At 60.1% G+C, this 25,501-nt stretch carries 24 protein-coding genes and 1 tRNA gene; 13 read left to right on the top strand and 12 right to left on the bottom strand.

Features of this window, described 5'->3' with window-relative positions; all coding sequences use genetic code 11:
* Positions 1 to 13: 13 nt before the first annotated feature.
* Entirely contained in the window at positions 14 to 877 is an 864-nt protein-coding gene (locus RE432_RS08380; RefSeq protein WP_310932862.1) for a DMT family transporter, read from the bottom strand.
* A 122-nt stretch (positions 878 to 999) separates the two neighbouring features.
* Between RE432_RS08380 and RE432_RS08375 the strand changes: the two genes are divergently transcribed.
* The gene (locus RE432_RS08375) at positions 1,000 to 2,391 is read left to right on the top strand and encodes a PLP-dependent aminotransferase family protein (protein WP_310932861.1); all 1,392 of its coding nucleotides are present in this window, start codon (positions 1,000 to 1,002) and stop codon (positions 2,389 to 2,391) included.
* Positions 2,392 to 2,620: 229 nt separating this feature from the next.
* A complete protein-coding gene (locus tag RE432_RS08370; RefSeq protein ID WP_310932860.1) occupies positions 2,621 to 3,556 on the top strand; it encodes a LysR family transcriptional regulator in 936 nt (311 codons plus the stop codon).
* A gap of 36 nt (positions 3,557 to 3,592) precedes the next feature.
* Here the strand turns inward: RE432_RS08370 and RE432_RS08365 are convergent, their stop codons facing one another.
* From RE432_RS08365 to RE432_RS08355, 3 genes are all read right to left on the bottom strand, one after another.
* The gene (locus tag RE432_RS08365) at positions 3,593 to 4,429 is read right to left on the bottom strand and encodes an alpha/beta hydrolase (RefSeq protein WP_310932859.1); all 837 of its coding nucleotides are present in this window, start codon (positions 4,427 to 4,429) and stop codon (positions 3,593 to 3,595) included.
* 46 nt (positions 4,430 to 4,475) lie between these two features.
* Positions 4,476 to 5,597 carry a tripartite tricarboxylate transporter substrate binding protein gene (locus tag RE432_RS08360; protein ID WP_310932858.1) on the bottom strand — a complete coding sequence of 374 codons (1,122 nt, stop codon included), beginning with the start codon at positions 5,595 to 5,597 and terminating at the stop codon, positions 4,476 to 4,478.
* A 156-nt stretch (positions 5,598 to 5,753) separates the two neighbouring features.
* Positions 5,754 to 6,662 carry a LysR substrate-binding domain-containing protein gene (locus RE432_RS08355; RefSeq protein ID WP_310932857.1) on the bottom strand — a complete coding sequence of 303 codons (909 nt, stop codon included), beginning with the start codon at positions 6,660 to 6,662 and terminating at the stop codon, positions 5,754 to 5,756.
* A 124-nt stretch (positions 6,663 to 6,786) separates the two neighbouring features.
* Between RE432_RS08355 and RE432_RS08350 the strand changes: the two genes are divergently transcribed.
* The 5 genes from RE432_RS08350 to RE432_RS08330 are packed head-to-tail and all read left to right on the top strand — an operon-like array spanning position 6,787 to position 12,070.
* The gene (locus tag RE432_RS08350) at positions 6,787 to 7,179 is read left to right on the top strand and encodes a carboxymuconolactone decarboxylase family protein (protein ID WP_310932856.1); all 393 of its coding nucleotides are present in this window, start codon (positions 6,787 to 6,789) and stop codon (positions 7,177 to 7,179) included.
* On the top strand, positions 7,176 to 8,687 hold the full coding sequence (locus tag RE432_RS08345) for an aldehyde dehydrogenase family protein (RefSeq protein WP_310932855.1): 1,512 nt from the start codon (positions 7,176 to 7,178) through the stop codon (positions 8,685 to 8,687). Before RE432_RS08350 ends, RE432_RS08345 begins: the two co-directional genes overlap by 4 nt.
* A gap of 36 nt (positions 8,688 to 8,723) precedes the next feature.
* A complete protein-coding gene (locus tag RE432_RS08340) occupies positions 8,724 to 9,605 on the top strand; it encodes an NAD(P)-dependent oxidoreductase (RefSeq protein ID WP_310932854.1) in 882 nt (293 codons plus the stop codon).
* Positions 9,606 to 9,649: 44 nt separating this feature from the next.
* Complete coding sequence (locus RE432_RS08335) at positions 9,650 to 10,627, top strand: tripartite tricarboxylate transporter substrate binding protein (RefSeq protein ID WP_310932853.1); 978 nt, start codon at positions 9,650 to 9,652, stop codon at positions 10,625 to 10,627.
* A gap of 18 nt (positions 10,628 to 10,645) precedes the next feature.
* On the top strand, positions 10,646 to 12,070 hold the full coding sequence (locus RE432_RS08330) for a M20 family metallopeptidase (protein WP_310932851.1): 1,425 nt from the start codon (positions 10,646 to 10,648) through the stop codon (positions 12,068 to 12,070).
* A gap of 48 nt (positions 12,071 to 12,118) precedes the next feature.
* On the opposite strand, the gene RE432_RS08325 is transcribed toward RE432_RS08330, so the two are convergent.
* Positions 12,119 to 12,193, bottom strand: a tRNA-Val gene (locus RE432_RS08325).
* A gap of 96 nt (positions 12,194 to 12,289) precedes the next feature.
* Here RE432_RS08325 and RE432_RS08320 point away from each other — a divergent pair.
* Entirely contained in the window at positions 12,290 to 12,877 is a 588-nt protein-coding gene (locus RE432_RS08320) for a hypothetical protein (RefSeq protein ID WP_310932850.1), read from the top strand.
* Between the two features lie 34 nt (positions 12,878 to 12,911).
* On the opposite strand, the gene dnaQ is transcribed toward RE432_RS08320, so the two are convergent.
* The 5 genes from dnaQ to RE432_RS08295 all read right to left on the bottom strand — a co-directional run bounded on the left by dnaQ (position 12,912) and on the right by RE432_RS08295 (position 19,226).
* Positions 12,912 to 13,622, bottom strand: coding sequence for a DNA polymerase III subunit epsilon (gene dnaQ / locus RE432_RS08315; RefSeq protein WP_310932849.1), 711 nt, complete (start codon positions 13,620 to 13,622; stop codon positions 12,912 to 12,914).
* Positions 13,623 to 13,664: 42 nt separating this feature from the next.
* Positions 13,665 to 16,754, bottom strand: a complete 3,090-nt coding sequence (locus RE432_RS08310) for an efflux RND transporter permease subunit (RefSeq protein ID WP_310932848.1) — start codon at positions 16,752 to 16,754, stop codon at positions 13,665 to 13,667.
* Between the two features lie 16 nt (positions 16,755 to 16,770).
* Positions 16,771 to 17,874, bottom strand: a complete 1,104-nt coding sequence (locus RE432_RS08305; protein WP_310932847.1) for an efflux RND transporter periplasmic adaptor subunit — start codon at positions 17,872 to 17,874, stop codon at positions 16,771 to 16,773.
* A gap of 75 nt (positions 17,875 to 17,949) precedes the next feature.
* A complete protein-coding gene (rnhA, locus tag RE432_RS08300; RefSeq protein ID WP_310932846.1) occupies positions 17,950 to 18,414 on the bottom strand; it encodes a ribonuclease HI in 465 nt (154 codons plus the stop codon).
* Between the two features lie 65 nt (positions 18,415 to 18,479).
* Complete coding sequence (locus RE432_RS08295) at positions 18,480 to 19,226, bottom strand: methyltransferase domain-containing protein (protein ID WP_310932845.1); 747 nt, start codon at positions 19,224 to 19,226, stop codon at positions 18,480 to 18,482.
* An 18-nt stretch (positions 19,227 to 19,244) separates the two neighbouring features.
* On the opposite strand from RE432_RS08295, the gene gloB reads away from it, so the two are divergent.
* The 3 genes from gloB to fabI are packed head-to-tail and all read left to right on the top strand — an operon-like array spanning position 19,245 to position 22,240.
* Entirely contained in the window at positions 19,245 to 20,033 is a 789-nt protein-coding gene (gene gloB / locus RE432_RS08290; RefSeq protein WP_310932844.1) for a hydroxyacylglutathione hydrolase, read from the top strand.
* A gap of 7 nt (positions 20,034 to 20,040) precedes the next feature.
* Complete coding sequence (locus RE432_RS08285) at positions 20,041 to 21,429, top strand: transglycosylase SLT domain-containing protein (RefSeq protein WP_310932843.1); 1,389 nt, start codon at positions 20,041 to 20,043, stop codon at positions 21,427 to 21,429.
* 28 nt (positions 21,430 to 21,457) lie between these two features.
* Complete coding sequence (gene fabI / locus RE432_RS08280) at positions 21,458 to 22,240, top strand: enoyl-ACP reductase FabI (RefSeq protein WP_310932842.1); 783 nt, start codon at positions 21,458 to 21,460, stop codon at positions 22,238 to 22,240.
* A 60-nt stretch (positions 22,241 to 22,300) separates the two neighbouring features.
* Here the strand turns inward: fabI and RE432_RS08275 are convergent, their stop codons facing one another.
* Both RE432_RS08275 and RE432_RS08270 read right to left on the bottom strand, forming a co-directional pair.
* Positions 22,301 to 22,963 (bottom strand): glutathione S-transferase, encoded by a 663-nt coding sequence (locus tag RE432_RS08275; RefSeq protein ID WP_310932841.1) that lies wholly within the window; start codon positions 22,961 to 22,963, stop codon positions 22,301 to 22,303.
* A gap of 37 nt (positions 22,964 to 23,000) precedes the next feature.
* A complete protein-coding gene (locus tag RE432_RS08270; RefSeq protein ID WP_310932840.1) occupies positions 23,001 to 23,948 on the bottom strand; it encodes a rhodanese-related sulfurtransferase in 948 nt (315 codons plus the stop codon).
* Between the two features lie 142 nt (positions 23,949 to 24,090).
* On the opposite strand from RE432_RS08270, the gene RE432_RS08265 reads away from it, so the two are divergent.
* Both RE432_RS08265 and RE432_RS08260 read left to right on the top strand, forming a co-directional pair.
* Positions 24,091 to 24,405: an I78 family peptidase inhibitor gene (locus RE432_RS08265; RefSeq protein WP_310932839.1), complete on the top strand. Its 315-nt coding sequence runs from the start codon at positions 24,091 to 24,093 to the stop codon at positions 24,403 to 24,405.
* Between the two features lie 12 nt (positions 24,406 to 24,417).
* A complete protein-coding gene (locus tag RE432_RS08260; protein WP_310932838.1) occupies positions 24,418 to 25,491 on the top strand; it encodes a metal-dependent hydrolase in 1,074 nt (357 codons plus the stop codon).
* The last annotated feature ends 10 nt before the right edge of the window (positions 25,492 to 25,501 follow it).

Genomic DNA, 25,501 nt, shown 5'->3' with positions numbered 1-25,501 from the left:
GCCGCGCAGGACATCACGTTGAAAACCGCTTGGCCCCCGCGACGCAGGCCACGGCCCCGAACGTGACGATCAGCATCAGCCAGCTCACCGTTTCGTGAAGCAGCAGCGCCGCAAGCCCGAGCCCCATGAACGGCTGGAGCAATTGAAGCTGTCCGACCGCTGCAATCCCCCCCTGCGCCAGGCCCCGATACCAGAATACGAAACCGATCAGCATGCTGAAAACCGATACGTAAACAAAGCCGATCCACGCCGGCGCGCTGACATGCCCGAACGACGCGGGCAGGGTCAGCAAACCCAGCGGCAGCATGATCGGCAGCGACAGCACCAGCGCCCAGCTGATGACCTGCCAGCCTCCCAGCTTGCGGGAAAGGCCTGCGCCTTCCACATACCCCAGCCCGCACACGACAATGGCGGCCAGCATCAGCAAATCGCCTTGCAGCGAAGCCTGGATACCGTCCAGCGCCGCATAGCCGATCACGAAAGCGCTTCCCAGTATCGAGAACAGCCAAAAGACGGCCCGGGGCCGTTCGCCGCCGCGCAGCACGGCGAAGACGGCGGTGCAGATGGGCAACAGGCCAATGAAGACGATGGAATGGGCGGAGGTGATATGTTGCAGGGCCAAGGCGGTGAATAGCGGAAAACCGACAACACAACCCAAAGCGGTCAGCGCCAAGGGACGCAGATCCGCACGTTCCGGACGGCGCTGCCGGAGCCCGATCAACAGCGCCAGGCCCAGCAAGGCGGCGATGGTCGCCCGCGCGCAGGTCAGGAACGTCGGGTCGAAATCAGCAACGGCCGCGCGTGTCGCGGGCAGCGAGCCCGCAAAAATGGCCACCCCAATAAACCCATTGATCCAACCGCTGGTCGTTTTTTCCATTGCATCATCCTTGTTGCCCAGCCTCCAGTGGAACATCGGGCGCTGAATCCGGCAAGGAACAATCCAGTACAATTAAAAATAACTGTAGTGCAAAACCAAGCAGTACAGATCAGGCCAATAGCGTGAAGCAAAATCACACACGAATCCATGCCGTGAAGGCTGAAATCCTGTCCCGGATTACATCCCGCACGTACTTGCCAGGCACACGCCTGCCGTCCGTTCGCGCGCAGGCGCGGACCATGAAGCTCTCGGTTTCAACGGTGGTGGAAGCCTATGAACGGCTGGCGGCGGAAGGCCTTATCAGCGCCCGTCCCGGGTCGGGTTTCTATGTGACGGGGCCTACCGCCCCGCTTGCGCTGGCGGAGATCGGCCCCAAGCTCGACCGGGAGGTCGATCCGCTATGGGTTTCCCGCCAGTCGCTGGATGCGGACGACACCGTGCTCAAGCCAGGCTGCGGCTGGCTGCCGCCCTCGATGATGTACGAAACCGGCATGCGCCGCGCCCTGCGCGCGCTGGCCAGGAGCAGCGCTTCAGACCTGGCCGAATACGCCACGCCGTTGGGCCACCCGGGCTTGCGCCAGTTTCTTGCCCGGCGCATGGCAAGCACCGGCGTCGAAGCGTCGCCCGAGCAAATCATGCTGACTGAATCGGGGACGCAGGCCATCGACCTGATCTGCCGTTTTCTTCTGGAGCCCGGCGACACCGTGCTGGTGGACGACCCCTGTTATTTTAATTTCCATGCCTTGCTCAAGGCGCATCGCGTGCGGGCTGTGGGCGTCCCCTACACCCCGGCCGGGCCGGATATAGAAGCGTTCGGCGCCGCCTTGCGGGACCATGCGCCCAGGCTCTATATCACCAACTCGGGCATCCACAATCCCACCGGCGCCGTGCTGTCTCCCGTTATTGCGCACCGGCTGCTGAAACTTGCCGATGCCGCCGACCTGGTGATCGTCGAGGACGACATCTTTGCCGACTTCGAGATCGATCCCGCACCCAGGCTCGCCGCCTTCGACGGCCTGTCACGGGTCATCCAGATCAGCAGCTTCTCCAAGACCATCTCGGCCTCGCTGCGCTGCGGCTACATCGCTGCGCGGGCCGACTGGATCGAAGACCTGATCGACCTGAAAATCGCAACCAGCTTTGGAGGGGGCCGGCTGGCCGCCAACATTGTGCTCACGGCGCTGACCGACAGCGGCTATCGCAAGCATATGGAAGCCGTGCGGCTTAGGCTGACCGAAGCCAGGGAAAAAATCCTTCCCCGGCTTGAAGCGATCGGCGTGCGGCCCTGGTTCGTTCCCCGGGCCGGCATGTTTCTTTGGTGCCGACTGCCGGAAGGCATGGACGCGGCCACCATTGCCCGATTGTGCCTGAAAGACAACGTCGTGCTGGCGCCCGGCAATGCATTCAGCCAGTCATTGAGCGCGGGCGACTTTTTGCGCTTTAATGTCGCACAATCCATGGACGACCAAGTCTTCCATGTTCTGGAAAAGGCGCTGTCTGAACCCGCCAGTTGAAAAACAACGGACTGGATCTGATGAGCGTCAGCATCGGCTCCGTGCGCATGGCACCCGTTATACTGTGCAGGACGAGCTCAGGCTGGAAGCGGCTTGAAATACCCCGCACCGCAGCTCTGCATCCTTTGGCTGTCCCTTGCCCCACATGACAACACTTGGCCTACCCCTTACCCGCGAGAACGGTGATCAAATAAAGCCGGGTGACACCTTTGGGCGCAAGCCCAGCAATATGGATCTGCAACAGCTGCGCGCCATCATTGCGATTGCGGAAACGGGCAGCGTGACGAAAGCGGCCGAGCGACTCAACATCGTTCAGCCCGCTCTGTCGCGCCGTGTCCGCTTGCTTGAAGACGCACTGGGAAAAAGAATCTTCGACCGGACGCACGCCGGCATGCGCTTGACTGAAGAAGGCGAGCGCCTGGTGCAGGTGGCCAAGCAAGCGCTTTTCCTTCTGGACCAGGCCGTAGCCGATATCAGCCAGACCGAGCATTCCATTGGCGGCGTCGTGACTGTCGGGCTATTACCCAGCACATGCGAGTTGCTCGCAGGCGACCTGGTGCATGTCGTCAAGGACCGATTTCCGAACGTTCGCTTACGCTTATGCAGCGGCTACGCGGGCGAACTGCAAGAGTGGGTCGAGAACGGCGTTGCGGATATCGCCCTGTTGTACGACCCCAAGGAATCCGCAAGCGTTCAAGTGCGGCCGCTACTCGACGAGCCCTTGTTCCTGGTGGGGTTGCGAGGTTCAGAGGTAGAGTGGCGGGATTATGCGCCGCTGTCTATTTTGGCGCGCTTATCGCTCATTGTTCCCACCGGCAACCATAGCATCAGGGGCTTGATCGAGCGCGCATGCGCCGCCTCGCAAATTCCGCTCAATATCGTGGCCGAAGCCGATGACTCGCCGCTCACGAAGGCGCTTCTGATGGCCGGCGTAGGCTACACGGTCTTAGCGGGCATTGCGGTAGCAGAAGACTTGCAAAGAAATCGCATTGCGGCCGTCCCCATAGGCAAGCCGCCTTTACAGCGACGCGTGGCGCTGGTGATTGCGTCCGGGAATCGATTGACCGAATCGGCCGCCTGCGTAGCTCAGCTATTTGAAGCGCGCGTAAAAGAAATTGTGCGCCAGAACCGTTGGCCCGGCGCACGCTGGATCGACTTCGACTAAGGCTGACGAGGCAGGCCCATAAAGATGGGTGTAGCCTTATGCATTGGCCAGCGCCGCATCGGTTGCCTCGCGCGCAAAATCGGCCAGCACCTGGTTGTAGCGCTGCATTTCTTCTACGTGCGGCATATGGGCGCTGTTTTCAAAAGTATGCAAGCGGGCGCCAGGGATCAAGCCTTGCAAGTGTACCGCACCGCTGTAACGCTGCTTGCGGTCATGACGGCCCTGCAAGATCAGCGTTGGGGTCTGAATGCGGCCTGCCCGCTGGCGATGATCAATACCGGCGAAACTTGCGCGATAGCGGTTCATCACATACAGGGGCGTCTGGATCGCGCACGCAATCGCGGCATGCAGGTCGGCGGGTTGCGCGGGACTGTGAAACAACCAGTTTTCGAACAAAGCCGCATAGCCAGCGGCACTGCTCATGCCCGCGCTGCCCATGTTCTCGCCCTGCCATTGAATGAACTCAGTTGAAAGCCCGCCTTCGACGCCATCATAGTCGCCCCTGTTCCACGGCGCCGCACTCGTCAATGCCAAACCGGCGATCTTGGAGCGAAACCGCTCTTCGGCAAGGATAGCGATATGCGCGCCCAGGCCATGCCCAACCACGATGACTCGCTCTAACCCCAAGCCATCAATGAGTGCGCCCAAGTCGCCCACCACCGTGTCGACATCGTAGCCGTCCGAAGGCTTATCCGACAGGCCCACGCCGCGCCAGTCCCATGTGATGGTGCGAAAACTATGCGCCAGCGTATCGACCTGGCTTTCCCACATGTCGTGTGTACTGCTGCCTGCGTGAACAAATAGGATGGGGATGCCTTTACCAAAATCTTCGTAGTAAATATTGGCATTTTCAGCTGCATTCAAATAGGGCATTTGTGTTGATCCTGTTCAATTTAAAAACCAGAAAGCGTCCTGTGGCTTATTGCGGCGTCAATTTGGCAACCGCGGCATACTTTTCCCAGCGCTCATTTTCTTTATTGATGAAATCCAATAGCTCGGGCGCAGAAAATGTTTGCGGCGTAATGCCTGTTGTATTCAACACAGTCAGGAATCTGCTGTCATGCGCTGCGTTGACGATTGCCGCATTGAGTTTTTCCACAATGGCCTGGGGCGTGCCCGCGGGGGCCGAAACGGTGATGTAGCCTGTAAATTCAAAGCCCGGATAAAGCTCGCTCATCGCCGGCAAGTCGGGCCTGTCGCTCATGCGCGCAGGCGAGGTCACGGCAATAGGCAGAAGCTTGCCGGACTTCAAGAAGCCCGTAGCCGCTGCCGTGTCCATGAACATAAATTGAATCTGGCCGGAAGCCAGGTCCGTAAAGGCCTGGCTCGGGTCTTTGTAGGCCACGCCCGTCATTTCAATGCCCGCTTCTTTATTGAGCATTTCAGCAGGCACTTGCGAGGATGTGTTCGTGTAGCCAAAGAACATCTGGCTTGGGTTCTCTTTGCTGTATTCCACCAACTGTTCAATTGTCTTGAACGGTGCGCCGGGCGAAACCAGCGCAAGCGAGTTGTACGAACCCACCATGCCGATGTGCGAAAAGTCCCGCATGGGATCGTAAACCAGGTTCTTGAAGATATGCTTGGCGGCCGAGACGGTCGTATTCGACGTCATCACTAGCGTATAGCCGTCCGGCTTGGCATTTTTTACACTATTCATTGCAATGAGGCCGGATGCACCGGGCCTGTTCTCTACCACAACGGGCTGGTCGAACACGCCATCCAAGTACTGGGACAACGCCCGGGCAGTGATGTCCCCAATGCCGCCAGCGCCATACGGCACCACAATGCGGATCGGCTGGGCCGGAAAATCCGCATTCTGCGCAAGGGCCATTTTGGGGGCGAGTAGTATCGCCGCTGCAAGTCCTATTGCCGTGCTGAGCGTGCGGCGAATGTTTGCTGCCATGTGTTTATCTCCTCGTTGTGATGCCTTGAAAGCATTGATGGTAAGTGGCGAGGATTTTGTTGGCCAATAGAATTTTTCACGCCTCCAGCCATCAAAAAATGGCATAGCCAAGCGGAAAGCGAAGGCGCCTGGGCCCATCAGCCTGGCCGGAACGTGCAAGCCAGCTCGGAACCGAAGGGGAATCCGGTACGCTGAACGGCAACGCCGGCAAAATCAGGTGACTGCGTGCGCCAGCCGCTGTCTGCGCGCTTCAGCAGACATGACGTGTCTGTGCGCTGAACCGGTAAGACGGCATCAATTTTTTCGCCCCCGGTTGAATGAGATCAACATCGACGCAAAGGTCCGTGCCGCCGGTGCAAGCGGTACGGCTCTGCGTTGCACCAGACAAATATCGGCGGCAGGAATCTTTTCCTGTATCGGAATGGCGGCCAGTGATTTCTCAAAACCACCGTCCTGAACCACAAAGGCGGGCCCGAGGAATAGGTAATCGCTTTCAGCCACAAGCTTGAGCGTATCCAGAAGGGAATCCACTGTGACCGCCAGCACGGGTTCGGGGAGCTTGTGCTGACTGAACCAGTCGCCCAATCGATTCGAAGGGGTATGCGGCTGGCCTAAGGGCTTGGTGTTGATCCACTCCGCCCCGACAAGTTCTTCCAGAGAAGTAGCCTGCGCCAGCGGATGGCCGCGCCGGCAGAGGATACAAGGTTGCGAGACGGTCAATCGAGCACTGGTCAAGTCCGCCATATCGCTGCGCGGAGACACTAGCGTTACCGCAAAATCCAGCTTGCCTTCGCGTATTCCCGACAGCAGCGTAGAAGAGGGACCGCTGCTGATGTGGATACGCACATTGGGATGGCGCGTTCGCAGTTGCGCAAGCGGCACAGGAAGTAGGCGTGCGCAGGCCTCGGCAGAGGCGCCCAGGTGGATGTTGCCGCTCAGCTCGCGTTTATGGTGGTTGAACTCTTGCTCTACGCGCGCGCACTCACCCAGAATGATGTGCGCCCTGGTCAACAGGGTATTGCCATCGGGCGTCAAGATGACACCGCTATTGCCCCGCACGAACAAAGTCGTATTCAGTGAACGCTCAAGACGGCGTATCTGCTGGGTCAATCCGCTTTGAGCGATACCGAGCGCACGGCTTGCAGCGCGTATGCTGCCTTGCTCCACGACGGTGACGAAAGCACGTAATTGGTCGAGTGTCATAGTGTCATTACCGATATCATTAAGTGATCATGATAATGATTTTTTCATCTTACGTGATCTATTCGCCATGTCTAGACTGTTTCCAACGGAGGTTAAAGCTCCAACATCGAATCAAAGGAAAGCAATGTCGAAGGATCTGTTCAAGCGCGGCGAGGAAATCCGCCGGGAAGTATTGGGCGAAGCTTATGTCAACAACTCGAAGGCCGTCACGGACGCATTCAGTGAGCCCATGCGCGAGTTCGCGATCAAAAACCTGTGGGGTGACATATGGGATCGCCCCGGGCTGGACCGCCGGGCTCGAAGCATTGTCAATCTGGCGCTGCTTTCGGCGGCGGACCGCCCCGCCGAATTGAAGGTGCATCTGCGAGGCGCTCTGAACAACGGTGTAACACGCGAGGAGATTGCCGAAATTTTCTTGCAAGTGGCGCTGTATTGCGGCGTGCCTACCGGCAGCGATGCAACGCGAATAGCACGGACCTTCTTCGCGGAGTACGACGCGGAAGAGCAAGCAAAATGAATACCGGTCTTGACCCCAGCCTTGATCCGGCGCCGCTTGCATGGCTGCGCTCGATACTTGAAGTGGCGCCTGATGCCAAGCTCGGTTCCTATATCGGCGGGTATAGCATCGCTGGACAAGGCCAGGAGATTACGCTGACCAATCCCGCCGATGGGACACCGTCATTATCGTATTCCGATATGGGCCACGAACAGGTAGCGCAAGCGCTGGACAGCGCAATCACCGGCTGGCGCGCCTGGGCGGCCTTGTCGGCGCAAGCGCGCGGTGTTGCGCTCGCCAGGCTGTCGGAATTGGTGATGGCGCATTCCGAGGCGCTTGCCCGGCTCGAGTCATGGTCCAGCGGCAAAGCCATTAAAGCCAGTCGTGCGCAAATGGCGGCTGTGGCCGAGATATTTCGCTACTATGCCGGCTGGACGGATAAGTTCACCGGCAGAACCATCCCGGTCCCAACGGGACAGCTGAACTACACGCTTAGAGAGCCTTTGGGCGTCGTATTTCAAATCATGCCGTGGAATTCCCCCTTGTATCTCGCCGCATGGAACGCCGCCCCTGCACTGGCCATGGGCAATGCTGTGTTGCTGAAGCCCTCCGAATTGACACCGCTATCCGCGCTGGCGCTCGCAAAGCTGGCTGTACAAGCCGGTTTGCCTGCAGGAACCTTGAATGTGGCCAATGGATTGGGCCAGACTATAGGCCCCGTCGCAATCGAGCATTCCGCCATCAAGAAGGTCGTTTTCGTGGGCTCGACACAGACGGGCAGGCGTGTCAATAGCGCGGCCGGCGCCCGCCCGATTCCCTGTCTGTTGGAGCTGGGAGGCAAATCGGCCAATATCGTATTCGAGGATGCCGACCTGGAGCAGGCGGCACACGCTGCCGTGGTGGCGGCGTTCAGCAATACAGGCCAAAACTGCGCGGCCGGATCGCGGCTACTGGTTCAGAAAGGCATCCATGACGCATTCGTCGAAAAACTGATGGCTGCGTCATCCCGGTACAAAGTGGGCGCACCGCTGGACGAGGACGCAGATTGCGGACCCATCAATAATGCGGCGCAATATAAGCGAACCTGGGACATGATCGCCATGGGCCTGAGCGAAGGCGCCAGCCTGATGCTGGGCGATGCCCAGCCTCCCGCGCAGTCTGGCTACTATATCGCCCCCACCATCTTGACGGGGGTTCACAACCAGATGCGCATTGCACGGGAGGAAGTCTTTGGCCCAGTCGTCGTCGTGATTCCTTTCGACACCGAAGAAGAGGCGGTATCGATTGCCAATGACTCCGAGTTCGGCCTGGCCGGAGCCGTATGGACACGGGATATCGCCCGCGCTCATCGCGTGGCGGCGCGGGTTCGCGCAGGCATCTTCTGGATCAATATGTACCGCGATATGCACGTGGCGACGCCGTTTGGCGGCTACGACAATAGCGGTTACGGACGAGGCAGCGGCGAAGAGGCGCTTTATGAGTACACCCAGGTAAAGAGTGTTTGGGTTCCCCATGCTGCGGGCCAGTAGTGTCCGGCGGCTTCTATTTTCATGAATGGCGAAACAATGAATGAATCAAAATTGATCGGTGTAGTGGGCTTGGGAAAGATGGGCTTGGGCATGGCGAATACTTTAGTACGCGCCGGCTTTGCAGTTCGAGGCCTGGACCTGTCACCCGAAGCGTGCCAGGTTGCGCGTGCCAACGGCATAGACGTTGCAGAAGATTTGAGCGAACTCCTGTCTGGCGCATCCCTGGTTGTGCTGTCATTGCCCAACTCGAAAAACGTACTGGCTTTGGTAGAGGGAGATCAAGGGCTGGCCAAGTTGGCTGGCAAGAATACCCTTGTGGTGGATACGACGACCGGCGACCCAAAGCTCACCCAGCAGATCGCTGAGATCTTGTCCAAGGCAGGAATGCGCTATATCGATGCGCCAGTCAGCGGAGGCCCCCGTGGCGCCGCAAGCGGCCAGCTCACCATGTTCATCGGCGGAGACGCTGATGACGTTCAACAGGCCGAGCCGGTATTGGCGGCCTTGGGGACCAAGCGTTTCCACGTCGGCCATGTCACCGCAGGTCAAATTGCAAAGTTGGTGAACAACCTGCTTGTCGCATCCCATTTATTGACGGCGAGCGAGGCATTCAAAATGGCGGCGTCGGCCGGCGTTGCCGTCGAGCAGCTCATCGACGCGGTCAACGCAGGCTCGGGCCGCAGCGGCGTGACGCTTTACAACTATCCAAGCCGCATCATGAATGAGGCCTTCGACTCGGGCTTCACCATGGGATTGATGCGCAAGGATGTCAGCCTGGCTGTGGATTTGATCAAGCAGTCGGGTTTGCAACTGCCAATCTCTTCAAAGGTTGGCGACATATGGAAAGCGAGTGCGGCGACGCTCTCGGACGGAGAGGATTTCAACCGCATTGTCACGCTTGAAGATACTGCGCATTAGTTTCACAAAACAAGGTAGTCGTCCCATTATAAGGAGGAGAAAAAATGAAACCCATCATGAAGTACATGTCTTGCCTATTTGCAGCAGCGGTCACGGGCCTGGCCGCACAACCCGCCATGGCCGCCTATCCAGACCGTCCCATCAAGCTGATTGTGCCGTTCCCGGCCGGCGGTACGACAGACTCGGTTGCCCGCTTTATCGCGCAAGAACTCAGCGACAAGCTTTCACAACAGGTGGTGGTGGACTACAAGGCTGGCGCCGCCACCATCATCGGCGCGGAGCACACGGCCAAATCAGAGCCTGACGGCTACACCTTGATGCTCGGCACCGCAACGACGTTCACCGTCAATCCGATTCTTTATCCGGATTTATCGTACGACCCGATCAAAAGCTTCACGCCTATAGGCATTGTGGGAACAACCAGCCTGGCGCTGCTGGCCAACAAGACAGAACCGGCCAATGACCTGAAAACACTGCTGGATGAAATGCGAAAGACGCCTGGTGAATACTCCTACGGCTCGCATGGCAATGGCACCACCGTGCACTTTGCCGCCGAAATGCTCTGGTCCGCGGCCAAAGTGGACGTCGTCCATATTCCTTTCAAAGGCGCGTCACCCGCATTGACGAATCTGATGGGCGGCCAGATTCCCATTAGCTTTGATGCGGTTCCCGCCGCCGCGACAGCCCTGAAGTCCGGACGAATCAAGGCAATCGCCGTAACCGGCCCGGAACGCTCCCCTGCCCTGCCAGACGTACCCACCGTGGCGGAAAGCGGTTTTCCGGGCTTCGCGATGCAATCCTGGTTTGCCTTGGTCGCCCCCAAGGGTTTGCCAGAACAAGTACAGGCCACCTTGGAAAACGCACTGGAAAGCGCCATGAGCGAACCATCGCTTGTAGAAAAACTGACCAATGCGGGGCTTGAGCCAAAGTTCGAAGGCTCGGCTGACTACGTGACGAGAGTCAAGGCGGATATCGCCAAGCTTGAGCCGATCGCAAAGGCAAACAACATTACGCGTAACTGATGCCCTGATTCGATATTCATGCACGCCACCTTCGCACCCTCTTCACCCGCCGACCCTCATTCCCGCAAGGGATGCATCAGCCATGCGATCGCATATTTTGAGCAAGGCGGACTGCTTCGGGACCTTCGCCGCCGAATCGCCTATCAAAGCGAAAGCGACCAGGGCGAGCTGCCGCCCGCCTTGGCCGCCTATCTGCAAGATGAAATGGGCCCTTATCTGACGGCGATGGGGTTCAGCGTCCAGATGCTACCCAACCCGATTGACGGCGGAGGCCCATTCCTGGTCGCCCGGCGAATCGAAGATGTATCTCTGCCCACCGTGCTGCTGTATGGGCATGGCGATGTCGTCAGCGGAGCGCCTTCGTCGTGGCGCGCCGGCCTCGATCCATGGCGCGTGGTGGTAGAAGGCGAGCGCTGGTATGGCCGTGGCACAGCCGACAATAAAGGCCAGCACAGCATCAGCCTGGCCTCGCTTCAGGCAGCCATCAATGCGCGCGGTGGCAGCCTGGGCTACAACGTGACTGTGCTCTTGGAAAGCGGAGAAGAGGCCGGGTCGCCAGGCTTATTGGAGTTTTGCGACAAACATCGCGATTTACTGAGCGCGGATCTATTCATCGGCTGCGATGGGCCTCGTATCAGCATTGACCAACCCACGCTCTTCCTGGGCTCACGCGGCATGGTGAATTTCACCCTGTCACTGGACTGCCGCGAAGGGGCCTTCCATTCAGGCAACTGGGGCGGCGTGCTGCGCAACCCCGCAACCGTCCTGGCCAACGCGATAGCCACCATGATCAATGCGCAGGGGGTCATGCTGGTTGACGGCCTGCACGCGCCGGCTATTTCACCAGAGATCCGAAACGCCGTGTCGAACCTGCCTATTGCGGGCGGCAGCAATGACCCTGCGCTTGATGAAGGCTGGGGTGAACCAGGCCTAACACCGCCAGAGCGGCTGATCGCCTGGAACACCATGGAGGTGTTGGCCCTGGCCTCTGGCAATGGTACGCGACCGGTCAATGCCATTCCTCCGCGGGCCGTTGCGCACTGCCAGTTGCGTTTCGTCGTCGGTACACAATGGGAACGCTTGGAAGAACTCATCAGAGACCATTTGCAGCTTCATGGCTTTCAAGACGTGAAAATAAAGGTAAGCATGGCCACAGCCGCGACCCGCCTTGACCTTTCCAATCCGTGGGTACCGTGGTGTGTCAACTCTTTGCGTTTGACGACAAGCCAACCCATCGCAGTCATGCCTAATTTGGCGGGCTCCATCCCCAACGCCGCCTTTAGCGAAGTTTTGGGGCTGCCCACCCTTTGGATTCCACACTCTTACCCTGCTTGCGGGCAGCACGGCCCCAATGAGCACTTGCTGGCTCCCATAGCCCGCCAAGGCTTGGAGATGATGGCGGGGCTATATTGGGATCTGGGAGAGCCAGGGTCGCCTTGGTAACGTGCAATGCGCGACGGCACACAAATCGGCTTGTCTTGCAAAAGGATTTGGTGGGCGGTACTGGGTTCGAACCAGTGACCCCTGCCGTGTGAAGGCAGTGCTCTACCACTGAGCTAACCGCCCCGAAGCACCCAGAAAAGGGGCTTAGGAGAATAGAGGCGGCTAGTTTAGCACAACCATCAGTTAATATGGCACGATCACCACACGGAGCGAGCCTGCATGTACTTCACCAGCCTTATCCTTGCCGCTGCACTGACGCTGACGCTACTGCCTGGCGCCGCCAGCGCAGAGAAAAACACTTCTCTTGCCGGCCAAACGGTGGTCAAGGATCTTCCGGGCGGTGAGCACCGCAAGGAATACGCACGGAACGGACAGCTTATCTACGAGGTCATTGAACAACGCAGCAGCGCCGGGCTGGAGGCCACCGAACGGGAATGGTCGCAAGAAGGAACGCCGTTGCGCGAGCAGATTTTCCTGGACGGCGCGCAGATGCGGGCGACCTTCTGGTACATGAATGGCCAGGTACGTGAAAAACATGTGAACCAGGCCCTGCACGACCCCAAAGGGCCGCCCGGAAATTATGTGGAACACTTCTCCGACCTGGGCTTGCCGCAATCCTCGGGCGTGATGCAGGGGCAATTCCGGCGCGTAGGCCTGCATCGCTTCTATGACGAGCAAGGGAAACTGAAATCGGAAGTGATGTACGACGCCGGCGGCAATCCGGTGTCCGAGAAAAAGTTCGACGCCGCTGGCGCTGCCGGAAAGGTACAGGAATACTATCCCGACGGCTCCCGCCGTTTACCTTGAGTATCCGGCACGCTGCGCAAACGGCCATAGGCCGTCACGCGTCCTGCAATGCCCGCCATATGGCAGGCTTGCCCGCTGCCTTATCCAGGCCAAGCAAGTAGTCATTGTGCGCCTGCAGTTCAGCCTCTGATGCCAAAACCACATTGAGCGTCGACGCGTCGAATTGCTCCAGCCTGATGCCGTTGGCGCCGTTGCCGTCTTCCTCTTGGAAGTCCATCAGCAAGGCATCCTGGCCGCGCGTCATGGCCAGCCACACATCGGCCAGCAGCTCCGAGTCGAGCAATGCGCCGTGCAAGGTGCGATGGGCGTTCGATATGCCGTAGCGCTCGCACAAGGCATCCAGGGAATTGCGCTTGCCGGGATGCAGTTCGCGCGCGTGCAGCAGCGAGTCGGTAATCTTGGCGCACATGCTGTCGAATTTCTGCAGTCCGATACGCGTCAGTTCGGCATTCAGGAATTTGACGTCGAAGGCGGCGTTATGGATGATGACTTCGGCGCCGTTCACGTACTCGACCAGTTGCTGGGCGACTTCTTCGAACCGCGGGTGGCCGGACAGGAACTCGGTGGTCAGGCCGTGTACGGCCAAGGCTTCGGGGTCGCTGTCGCGGTCGGGGTTCAGGTACAGGTGCAAATGCCGGCCGGTCAGGCTGCGGTTTTCCATTTCGACGCAAGCCAGTTCGACGATCCGGTGACCCTGCGCGGGGTCCAGGCCGGTGGTTTCTGTATCTAGCACTATCTGACGCATAAAAAATCCTGTTATTCAAAAATCCGCGCAAGGACGCTGGTGTCAATGGACGGGAGGCTCTGGCTGCGGTTCGACGGCTGGCTCGGCCACGGTAACGGTAGCCTTGGACTTGACCGGTCCGGCAATCAGCGTGTAGGCCACCGGCACCACGAACAAGGTCAGTATCGTCCCCAGGCTCAGCCCGCCTACCAGCACCCAGCCGATCTGCTGGCGCGATTCGGCGCCCGCGCCGGCGGCAAATGCCAGGGGCAGTACGCCCAGCACCATGGCGCCGGTAGTCATCAGTATAGGCCGCAGCCTCATGACGCTGGCTTCGGCAACGGCTTCGAACATCTCCATGCCTTCCGCCCTGAGCTGGTTGGTGAACTCCACGATCAGGATACCGTGCTTGGTGATCAGGCCGACCAGGGTGATCAGCCCGATCTGGCTGTAAATGGACAGCGTCCCGCCCGACATCCACAAAGCCAGCAAGGCGCCGGTCATGGACAGGGGCACGGAAAGCATGATGATCAGCGGGTTGCGCCAGCTTTCGAACTGGGCCGCCAATACCAGGTAGATAAAGGCCAGCGCCATCATGAAAACCAGGTAAATGCCGCCAGCCGAATCGCGGAATTCACGCGACTGGCCATCCAAGTCCAGTTGCACCGTAGGCGGCAGGGTATCGCGCGCCACCTGGTTCATGTGTTCGAGCACTTCGCCCAGCGCATAACCCGGGGCGATCGAGGCCTGCACCTTGACCGCACGAAGCCGGTTGAAGTGGTTCAGGGATTGCGGCGATACGCTTTCATAGACGTTCAGGAAGTTGGACATCTGCACCATGCCGCCTTGCGCCGTACGGACATAGATGTCGGAGATGTCGGCCGGATCGGCCCGGTCCTGCTTCTTGACCTGGACAATGACATCGTACTGCTCGCCGCTATCGCGATAACGGGTAACCTGACGCCCGCCCAGCATGGACTCCAGCGTCCGGCCCACATCGCCCACATCGACACCCACGTCGGCCAGTTTGTCGCGCTGGACTTCGACCCGCAGCTCGGGCGTGTTCAGGCGCAGGTCGGTATCAATATTCTGCAGGCCGGGATAGCCGCGCAAGGCGTCGACAAAGCCGTTGACCAGCTTGTCCATCTCGGGGTAGGACACCTGGCTCATGATCACGAACTCGACCGGCTTGGATGTGGAGCGCTGCCCCAGCGATGGCGGATTGACCGGATAGGCCTTGACACCCGACATGGCTGCCAGCTCCGGCTGCAATTCGCTGGCGATGCTCTGCTGCGACCGCTCGCGCTGATCCCAGGGCTTGAGGCGCAGGATGGCAATGCCGTCCGTGACCGTCGGAAAACCGATGAAAGCCTGGTTGGCTTCCATCTCGGGCACCGTCTGATACAAGCGTTCGGCGCGCTGAACGCTTTGCAGCATGTAGTCGATGGTGGCGCCCTCAGGCCCGTTCAGCATGCCGTAGATCACGCCGCGATCCTCGATGGGCGCCAGCTCGCTCTTGACCGTCTTGAACAGCACGCCGCTGCACATGGCCACCGCCAGCCCCAGCAGCACCACAATCAAGCGATGGCGCAAGGCCATGGCCAGCCCGCTGCGATATCGGGTGGTCAGCCCCACCAGCAGTTTTTCGATCAACAGATACAGCCGGCCATGGTTTGCCTGATGGCGCAGCATGGTGGAGCACATCATAGGCGTCAGCGTCAGCGCAACAAAGCCCGACACCAGCACGGCGCCCGCCAAGGTCAGCGCAAACTCAATGAACAAGCGGCCCGTGCGCCCGGTGGCAAACGCCAGCGGCGCGTATACCGTGACCAGCGTCAGCGTCATGGCAATGATCGCGAAACCGATTTCCTTGGCGCCTATGAAAGCGGCTTCGATCCGCGTCTTGCCCTCTTCAATATGCCGGAAGATGTTCTCCAGCACGACGATGGCATCATCGACCACCAGCCCGATGGCCAGCACCATGGCCAACAGCGTCAAGGTGTTGATGGAAAAGCCCATGAAGTACATGATGCCGAACGCGCCGATCAGCGACACCGGAATGGTGACGATGGGGATCAGGCTGGCGCGCAGGCTGCGCAGGAAGAAGAAAATGACCAGCACCACCAGCACAATGGCCTCGGCCACGGTGTGGTACACCGACTTGATGGATTCCTGAATGAACACCGATGAATCGTATGTCAGGGCCAGCTGCATGCCGGCCGGCAGATTCTGGTTGATGTCTTCGACTTCCTGGCGCACGTAGTTGGATAACTCCAGCGGGTTGGCCGTGGCCTGCTTGGTGATGCCTATGGTCAGGCTGGGCTGGCCGTTGAAGCGCGCCAGCACGCGGTCGTCCAGCGGCCCAATCTGCACATCGGCCACATCCGACAATCGCACGGGATAGCCGCTGACCGTGGCCACGATGACATTGCGAAACTGCTCGACCGACTGCAGGTCGGTCGACGATGTGACGGTGAATTCCCGCTGGCTCGACTCGATCCGCCCCGCCGGGATCAACACGTTCTGCTGCTGCAGCGCCGACTCTACATCTTGCACGATCAGGCCGTATGCCGCCAGCTTGGCCCGGTCAATATAAATTCGCATCGAGGGCAGGCGTTCGCCGTACACCCGCACTTCAGCGGCGCCAGGCAGGACCGACAGACGTGTATTGATATAGCGCTTCAGGTAATCAGACGCCTCGAGCTGCGAATAGGTGCCCGGATTGACCCCCACATAAAGAATAGGGGTCGAATCGGCTTCGACCTTGCTGATGATCGGTTCGTCGATTTCATCGGGCAGATAGCGCCGCGCCCGCGACACCTTGTCGCGCACGTCGGCCGCCGCCGCATCCGGATCGCGCGACAGGTTGAACTTGATGTTGATGAAGCTGCGCTCTGACCGGCTGCGCGAGGTCATGACATCCACGCCTTCTATCCCGGCCAGTTGGTCTTCCAGCGGCTTGGTGACCTGCGACTCGACCACCTCGGGCGACGCGCCCTTGTAGTCCGTGCGCACCGACACCACCGGCTCGTCGATAGCCGGGTACTCCCGCACCGTCAGCCTGTCGTAAGAGATCAGGCCGACCAGCACGATCACCAACGACAGCACCGACGCAAAGACCGGGCGCTTGATGCAGATTTCGGAAAGAACCATAGTGCTATACCGCCGATCAGGAGGGAGAGCGCGCTTCGGGCGCGGCAATGACTCGCACGCGATCACCGTCGAGGACTTTTTGCAGGCCGGTCGTCAGGACCTGGTCTCCGGCCTGGAGCCCTTCCAATATCTCGACCTTGCCCCCGCGCCGCAAGCCCAGCTTCACGACAACGCGTTTGGCGATGCCGTCTTCAATACGATATACATACTGCTCTTCGCCCGCCGGCACAAGCGCTGTTTCAGGCACCACCAACCCCTGGGCATCGGCGAACTGCAGGCGCACGCGGGCAAACATGCCCGGCCGCAAGGTACCGTCGGCGTTGGGCACATTGGCGCGCAGCAATATCGAGCGCCCGCCCACATCGACCAGTGGGCTGATGGCCCCTACCTCGCCTTCCCGCAGTTGCCCGGGCAGCGCGTCAAAGCCCAGTGCCAGCTTGATGCCCACCTGCACCTGCCCCAGGAACTGCTCGGGAATCCTGAAGTCGACCTTGAGCGGGTCGATGGACTCGATGGGCACCAGGTCGATGCCCGGGCTGACGTAGTCGCCCACCGACACATTGCGCAGGCCGATCAAACCGTCGAACGGCGCCAGAATGGCCGTCTTTTCAAGCTGTGCCTTGGCCAGCGCGGCCGCCGCCTGCTGAACCTTGAGCTGGCTGGCCGACTCGTCGCGCGCCTGCTGGCTGATGAAACCCTGCTTACTGAGCTCTTGCGCGCGCCGGTACTGGCTGCTGGCCAGGCTCAGGTTGGCCTGCGCCTGTTGCAGTTGCGCTTTGGCCACACTGTCGTCCAGGCGCACCAACACTTGCCCCTTGGTGACTTTGCCGCCCTCTTCGAAATTGATTTCCGCAATGCGCCCGGTGATTTCGGGGCGCAGCATGACGGAATTCTCGGACCGCAGGCTGCCCACGGCGGACACGCCGCGCGCCAGCGGCACTTGTTCGACAACGGCCGCCTCGACCTCGATGGCTTCGTCAGCGGGAGCACGACCAGGGGTGCCCGGCATACTGTTTTCCGGGGCCTGGGCGGCGCGATCGGCATACCAACGGGCGCCCCCGACGCCCACCGCGATCCCCAAGGCAAGCACCAGGACTAGACCAGCAATGGAATTCTTCATCAGCTTATAAATTCAGTAGCGACAGACACAATTTGTCGACTTTAGCATTGCTTTGCCCTGTATTGAGTGGTTTTTTTATGATGTTTTGCCTGATTGCTGCGCCCGGGCATGCTCAACCCCCTGGTTTGCCAGTTGATCGGCACGCTCATTGCCCGGATCGCCGGCATGCCCGCGCACCCAGCGCCACGTCAGGGTATGCTGTTCAACCAGCGCATCCAGCGTCTGCCAGAGATCGGCGTTCTTGACCGGCTTTTTATCGGCGGTGCGCCAGCCGCGCCGCTTCCAGTTCGCCAGCCATTCGCTCATGCCTTTCTGTACATACTGGGAATCGGTGTGCACGATGACGGCGCAGGGGCGTTTCAGGGCCTTCAAGGCCTGGATGACCGCCATGAGTTCCATGCGATTGTTGGTGGTGTCGGGCTCGCCCCCGTACAGGGCTTTTTCATGGCGCCCCTGACGCAGCAGCGCGCCCCACCCCCCCATGCCGGGATTGCCCTTGCAGGCGCCATCGGTCCAGATTTCTACTTGACTATCGTTCATTACTTGCATACTGCCCGCGGCAACCCTGGCCAGGCCGGCCTTGAACATCCCTTAAACCAGGAGAATTAAAAATGACGGCTGGTGACCACCGCCTGGCGCCGGACCCGTTTCCTGGCCGTTTTCCATTTGGGGCCGACCAAGCGGATACCGGCGACGCGTTTTACCGCGGACACCACATACACCGCCCCGCATACGGGCCACCAGCGATCGCCGGCCTTTTCCATGAATGCCCAGCGATCGAGCCAGATCTGGCTCGTGCATGGCGGCGCATAACAGCCAAAGCGCCCCCGGTCCAGATCAAAGGACAGAAGCTTGAACCAGTCTTTCAGGCGCGGCAACGATACCTGCTGATGCGCCGGAATCGGCAGCAAGGGATCCAGCCCCGGAATGCGGTCGCTGGCGCCCCACAGGCTCCAGGGATTAAAGCCTGAAATCACCACACGCCCTTCCGGGACCAGCACACGCTCGGCCTCGCGCAGAATCTGATGTGAATCCGAGGAGCATTCAAGCACATGGGGCAGGACCAGCAGATCGATGCTTTGCGAGTCGAATGGCAGGCATTCGGGATCGGTGACCACCACCGCGCCCTGCTCGGCCGCCCGCTCGAAAAGAACACGGGTGCGGCCCCTGAACGGAATGCGGTTGGCTTGCAGCAAGTCCCAATGCGGCAGGCCGATTTGTATGGCATGATAGCCGAATACATTGCTGACCATTGCATCAATCTGCTTCTGCTCCCAGCCTCGCACATAGCGGCCGGGCGGCGTTTCCAGCCACTCGGCCAATTCCAGAATAAGAGGTTGGTCCACCGACACATTGACTCCCGTAGCGTTATGGTAATTGCTGAACTTATCCCTGTACCCGCTTTCACCGACAACTATATATGGCTGATAGGCAAAAACGGACACGCCGTGGTGGTGGATCCGGGCCAGTCCGCCCCCATTGAAGCGGCCCTGGCCGAACGCAATCTTGCGCTGGACGCCATTTTACTGACTCACCACCATGCAGACCACGTGGGCGGTGTGCTGGCATTACAACAGCGAACCGGTGCCGCCGTCTACGGCCCCGCTTCGGAAAAGCTGCCCGCCTGTGACTACCCCCTGGCGGAAGGCGATACGGTACAATTGCCCACCGTCGGATTGCAGTTGCAAGTGCTCGATGTACCCGGCCATACGGCGGGGCACATTGCCTATTACGGCACCCTCGATACGGGTAAACCCGTATTATTTTGCGGCGATACCTTGTTTGCGGCCGGTTGCGGCCGGCTTTTTGAAGGCACACCGACACAAATGGTGAATTCTCTGGGTAAACTAGGGGCTTTGCCGCCAGATACGCTCGTGTGCTGCGCTCACGAGTATACGCTGGCAAACTTGCGGTGGGCCCTGCAGGTAGAGCCTGACAACATCGCACTGCAACAACGGTGGGAAGCCGATTCGCGGCTCAGGTCTGAAGGCATGCCGACGCTGCCGTCAACCATCGCGGCCGAGCTGAACACCAACCCTTTTTTAAGAGTATCGCAAACAACCGTGGCACATGCCGCTGCCGGCTACGCCGACGCTGCGCTGGAAACACCTGTAGACATTTTTACCAGCTTGCGCGAATGGAAGAACAACTTTAAATGACTTGCCAATGAGCTGCTTACGACTATTCATTCTGCTTCTCGTAGCAGTATTGGCCGGCTGCGCCACCCAAACCCCGCAAAACCCCTATGCTCCGGCAAAAAAGCACTACACCGCTGAAGAAACGTCGCGCACCATTGACCTGACCCACCCCCCGCGCGATATGTGGGACCGCATCCGGCGGGGCTTCGCCATCCCGAACCTGGACAGCGAACTGACCGAGCAGTGGACCACTTACTACGCATCGCACCCCCAGTCGGTGCTGCTCATGAGCCAGCGCGCCAGCAAGTACCTGTACTACATTGTCGACGAGCTCGACCGCCGCGGCCTGCCCACCGAACTGGCTCTGCTGCCTTTTGTGGAAAGCGCCTACAACCCCACCGCCCTCTCGCGCGCTAAGGCATCCGGGCTGTGGCAATTCATTCCAAGCACCGGGCGGCATTACAACCTGGCGCAAGACTGGTGGCGCGACCAGCGCCGCGACCCCATCGCGTCGACCCATGCCGCGCTGGACTATCTGTCTTATCTGTATGACTTCCAGGGCGACTGGTACCTGGCGCTGGCTTCGTACAATTGGGGCGAGGGCTCCGTAAAACGGGCGATGGAAAAAAACGTCAAGGCGGGCGGCGTTGCCGACTACGCGTCCATCAACATGCCCGACGAAACGCGCAATTACGTACCCAAGCTGCAGGCGATCAAGAACATCATTGCCGACCCCGAAAGATTCGGCATCACGCTGCCTCCCGTCAGCAACACGCCGTATTTCACCACGGTGCAGAAGAAGCAGGACATCGATATTGAAGTGGCCGCCAGGCTGGCCGAAATGCCGGTCGAAGAATTCAAGGCCCTGAACGCCTCGTTCAACCGCCCCATCATTCTGGCCGAACACGACGCCACGCTGTTGCTGCCCACCAATCGGGTCGATATTTTCAATGCCAACCTGGAAGCCTACCAAGGCCGGCTCAGCTCCTGGGACACCTATAAAAGCAAGAAGGGCGAGTCGTATGCGGCCATTGCCAAGCGCCATGGCATCAGCCTGGGCACGCTGCGCGCGGTCAACGGCCTGAGCAAAAAGCAAAGCACCGCCGTTGCCCAGACGCTGCTGGTGCCGGCCGCCGATGCCCCGCGGGGCGCCATCCAGCTGGCCTCGCTCGAGCTTGCTCCCGATAGCGGCGCGGCAAGCCGGGGCAGTCAGCCCCGGGGCAACAAAGACATCGTCGTCCTGCAACGCAGGGCCAATGTACGCACGCATACCATCAAAAGCGGCGACACGCTGTTTTCACTGGCCAAGCGCTACAACACATCCGTCACCGAACTGCGCAAGCTGAACAACCTGAAGGGCAACACGCTGTCCAAAGGCAAGCAGCTGCGCGTTCCGGGCACAGGCATCCGCGGCTAACACTCTTATACAAAAAAAGGATCATCACATGGGTTTCCTGAGCGGCAAACGCATTCTGGTTACAGGCGTCCTGTCGAACCGTTCGATTGCTTACGGCATTGCACGCGCCTGCAAAGAGCAAGGCGCCGAACTGGCCTTCACATATGTAGGCGAACGCTTCAAGCAGCGCGTGGAAGAATACGCCAGCGAGCTGGGCAGCAAGATCGTCATTTCCTGTGACGTGTCTGAAGACGAGCAGATCGACAACGCCTTCAAAGAACTGCAGTCCCACTGGGACGGGCTCGATGGCCTGGTCCACTCCATTGGCTTTGCCCCGCGCGAAGCCATTTCAGGCGACTTCCTCGACGGCATGAGCCGCGAAGGGTTCCGCATCGCCCACGACATCTCGGCCTACAGCTTCCCGGCCATGACCAAGGCAGCCCTGCCCTTGCTCAAGGGCCGCAACAGCTCGGTCCTGACACTGACCTACCTGGGCGCCGAAAAGGCCATCCCCAACTACAACACCATGGGTTTGGCGAAAGCCTCGCTAGAAGCCAGCGTCCGTTATATGGCGGCCTCGCTGGGCCCCCTGGGCATCCGAGCCAACGGCATTTCCGCCGGTCCCATCAAAACCCTGGCGGCCAGCGGCATCAAGGACTTTTCCACCATACTGAAGTACGTGGAAACCCACGCGCCCCTGCGCCGCAACATCACCATCGAAGACGTAGGCAATGTCGCCGCCTTCATGATGTCCGACCTTGCCGCCGGCATCACCGGCGAAATCACCCACGTTGACGGCGGCTTCTCGACCGTCGTGCCAGGCATGGAATAAAGGCGGGCGAAGCCGGTGGCCTTGCCGCCGGCAAAGCGCAAGCCTGATATCGCAAAGCAATCAGGGGAAGGGCTCGCCCGGCTCCCCTTCCCGCCAAGGCGGGTACTTCTGCATGACCCGCCCAAACAGTTCGCCTTGCATCCAGCGCTGCAGCCACTGCATGAGCCTTGGCCAGGGCTGCGCCTGGAACCAGGCCATGTCCGTATGCGCGAACTGCCGGATAAATGGCGCAATGGCCATATCGGCCAGCGCCGCCCGGCTTCCGAACAGGAAATCCGACGGCGCCAGCCGGGCGTCCAGATCGACCAGCCACGCCACCGCCTGGTCCCTGTGTTCCCGACCGTCCGGATCTCCATAGCGCTGCGGATACTTATAGCGATCCAGCTGCTGCTTGAATGGCCCGTCGCATTCATCGATCAACGCCAGCATGTCATCCAAGCTGCCCTGCCGCGGCGCCAGCCAGGCCTCGGGATCATGCCGGCGCAGCGCCCACAACATGATGTCCAGGCTTTGATCGATGACGGTGCCGTCGGTATCCACCAGCACCGGCACCGTCGCCTTGGGAGACGCCGCCAGCAAGGCCTGGGGTTTGTCGCGCAAGACGACTTCCCGCAGCGCGCACGGCACACCGCTTGCGGCGACGGCCAGGCGGGCCCGCATCGCATAGGGACAGCGCCGGAAGGAATACAGAATCGGGCGAATAGCCGCCGCGCGATCCGTCATGACGCCGGCGGCCAAAGGACGGGATCGACAGCCATGCCTATTGCTCCGCAGGCGTCTTTTCCATGCGGACGCCAATATGGCGCTGGTGCCGCGCCCTGGCCAGCTCGACCTGTTTCTGGCGCTCCGTGAAGCGCTGCAGTTGTTCTTCCGTGTGCGTGCCGTGACAGTATGGGCAACTGATCCCTTCCTGATAATGGGGCGACGCCTTGTCCTTCGCGCTGAGCGGCAGGCGGCAGGCGCGGCATAGCTCGTACTCCCCGGGCTCCAGCCCATGTCCAACGGACACGCGCTCGTCAAAGACAAAACACTGGCCGTCCCATCGGCTTTCCTCGGGCGGGACGGTTTCAAGATACTTCAGGATGCCGCCCTGCAAATGGTAGACCTTGTCAAAGCCTTGCGAACGCAGATAGGCGGTGGATTTCTCGCACCGTATGCCGCCGGTACAGAACATGGCGACTTTGGTCCCCCTGCCCAGCACGCCGCCTTCGGCGGACTGCGCTTGCACCCATTGCGGGAACTCGGAAAAACTGGCGGTTCGCGGGTTGACCGCCCGCTTGAACGTGCCGATGGCCACTTCGTAGTCATTGCGCGTATCGATCACCACCACATCGGGGTCGTCTATCAAGGCATTCCATTCTTCCGGCTTGACATAGGTACCCGCCATGGAGCCGGCCTGGATATTGGGCACGCCCATGGTCACGATCTCGCGCTTGAGCTTGACCTTCATGCGATAGAACGGCATGTTTTCAGCCCAGGACTCCTTGTGCTCCAGCGCGGCCAGGCGCGCATCGCGGCGCAGGTAATCCAGCACCGCGGCAATGCCTTCGCGGGTGCCGGCGATGGTGCCGTTGATGCCCTCTTCAGCCAGCAGCAAGGTACCCTTGACCTGCTGCGACTCGCAGTAATCAAACAGCGGTTTCTGCATCGCCCGATAGTCGGGCAGCGTCACGAATTTATACAGTGCCGCAACAATAAAATTAGCCATGATCTTGCAAAATAATGTCTTGCGGCCTTGTCCGGACGGGCAAGGCGCAGCAAGCCATTTTACCGTTTTCCGGCCAAAGACCGCGCAGGACGCGTATCCATTACTATATATAGCCCTTTCCGAACAACTTATAGGAGCGCTTATGGTACGCAAGTTGATACCCAGTGCCGTCCTGGCCGCGGCAGCCCTGGCCGGCTGCGCCGCCGGCACACAGCCTGAACCCGCCGCGACACCCGATACGCCGGCACAGCCGGGGGTCTGCAATGCCGACCTGGCCGAGTCGGCGGTCGGCCAAAAAGTAAGCCCGGAACTGGTTGAAACCTATCGGGCCCAGGCGGGTGCAAAGCTCGCCAGGGCCCTTCGGCCCAACGATGTCATCACCATGGAATACAACCCGCAAAGGTTGAATTTGCGTGTGGACGAACAGGACGTGGTCATCAGCGTCAATTGCAGCTAACAAGAAGCGGGTATGGATTCACTGACACAGGCCGTGCTTGGCGCCGGCATTCAAGGCGCCATGCTCGGCCGTTTTCATGGCCGCAAGGCCCTGGTCGCCGGCGCCTTGCTGGCCACCTTGCCCGACCTGGATGTATTGATCGACTATGGCGACCCGGTATCGGGCATGATCAATCATCGCGGCTTCTCGCACTCTATCTTCGTCCTGACCGCCTTGTCGGCTGCCATGACCTGGCTGGCGCGGCGATGGCGGCCATCGCCTGATTACGGCGCCGGCCGGCTGTTCCTGACAATCTGGCTGGTATTGATCACCCACCCCCTGCTGGATGCCTTCACCAGCTACGGCACACAGCTATTGTGGCCCCTGACGCCAACGCCGACGAGCTGGTCCAGCCTGTTCATTATCGACCCTTTCTTTACCCTGCCCCTGTTTGTTGCGTTTGTGGCAGGACTGATCATGGGCAAGCGCCCCGCACTGACGCGCACGCTAGTCTGGGCATTAGGCCTGAGCACCCTTTACCTGGGGCTTTCGCTGGCGGCCAAGTCCGTGATCGAGGCACGGGTACAGCATAGGCTGGCCGAGCAGGGCGTATCGGTCCAGGCTATATTTTCGACCCCCGAACCGTTCAACATCGTGTTGTGGCGTGTCGTGGCGCGGACCGCGGATGATCATTATGTCGAAACCATCAGCAGCCTGCTCGACACCGCAGAGCCCGAACACATCAAGATCCCCCTGAACACCTCATTGGCCGACGCCGTGCCCGGCTCGCCGCAATTGGACGGCCTGCGCTGGTTCACCGGAGACTGGCTGCGCTATGACGATATCGGCGGCGAGCTGATCGCCTCGGACCTGCGCATGGGCTTGGGCACCGGGTATTACTCTTTTCGCTTCCGCATGGCCGAGCGGACCGGGCCAGACGGAGCATGGCAGGCGATCACCCCTGCTTACTGGCCGCGCGAACGCGGCACGCCCGAGCTGAGAGCGGTTATCCGGCGCATCTGGCAGCAGCATCCGCCCTTGCCGCTGGCACAGTGGGAACGCCACATGACCCGCCACCCCGCGCTGACGGACGGCAGCGCCCGCTAGCCCTTTCCGC

Source organism: Pusillimonas sp. SM2304 (genome assembly GCF_031628915.1).
GTDB lineage: Bacteria > Pseudomonadota > Gammaproteobacteria > Burkholderiales > Burkholderiaceae_B > Pusillimonas_C.
The sequence above is the reverse complement of the archived record's forward strand: the minus strand, read 5'-3'. Positions and strand labels throughout refer to the sequence as shown.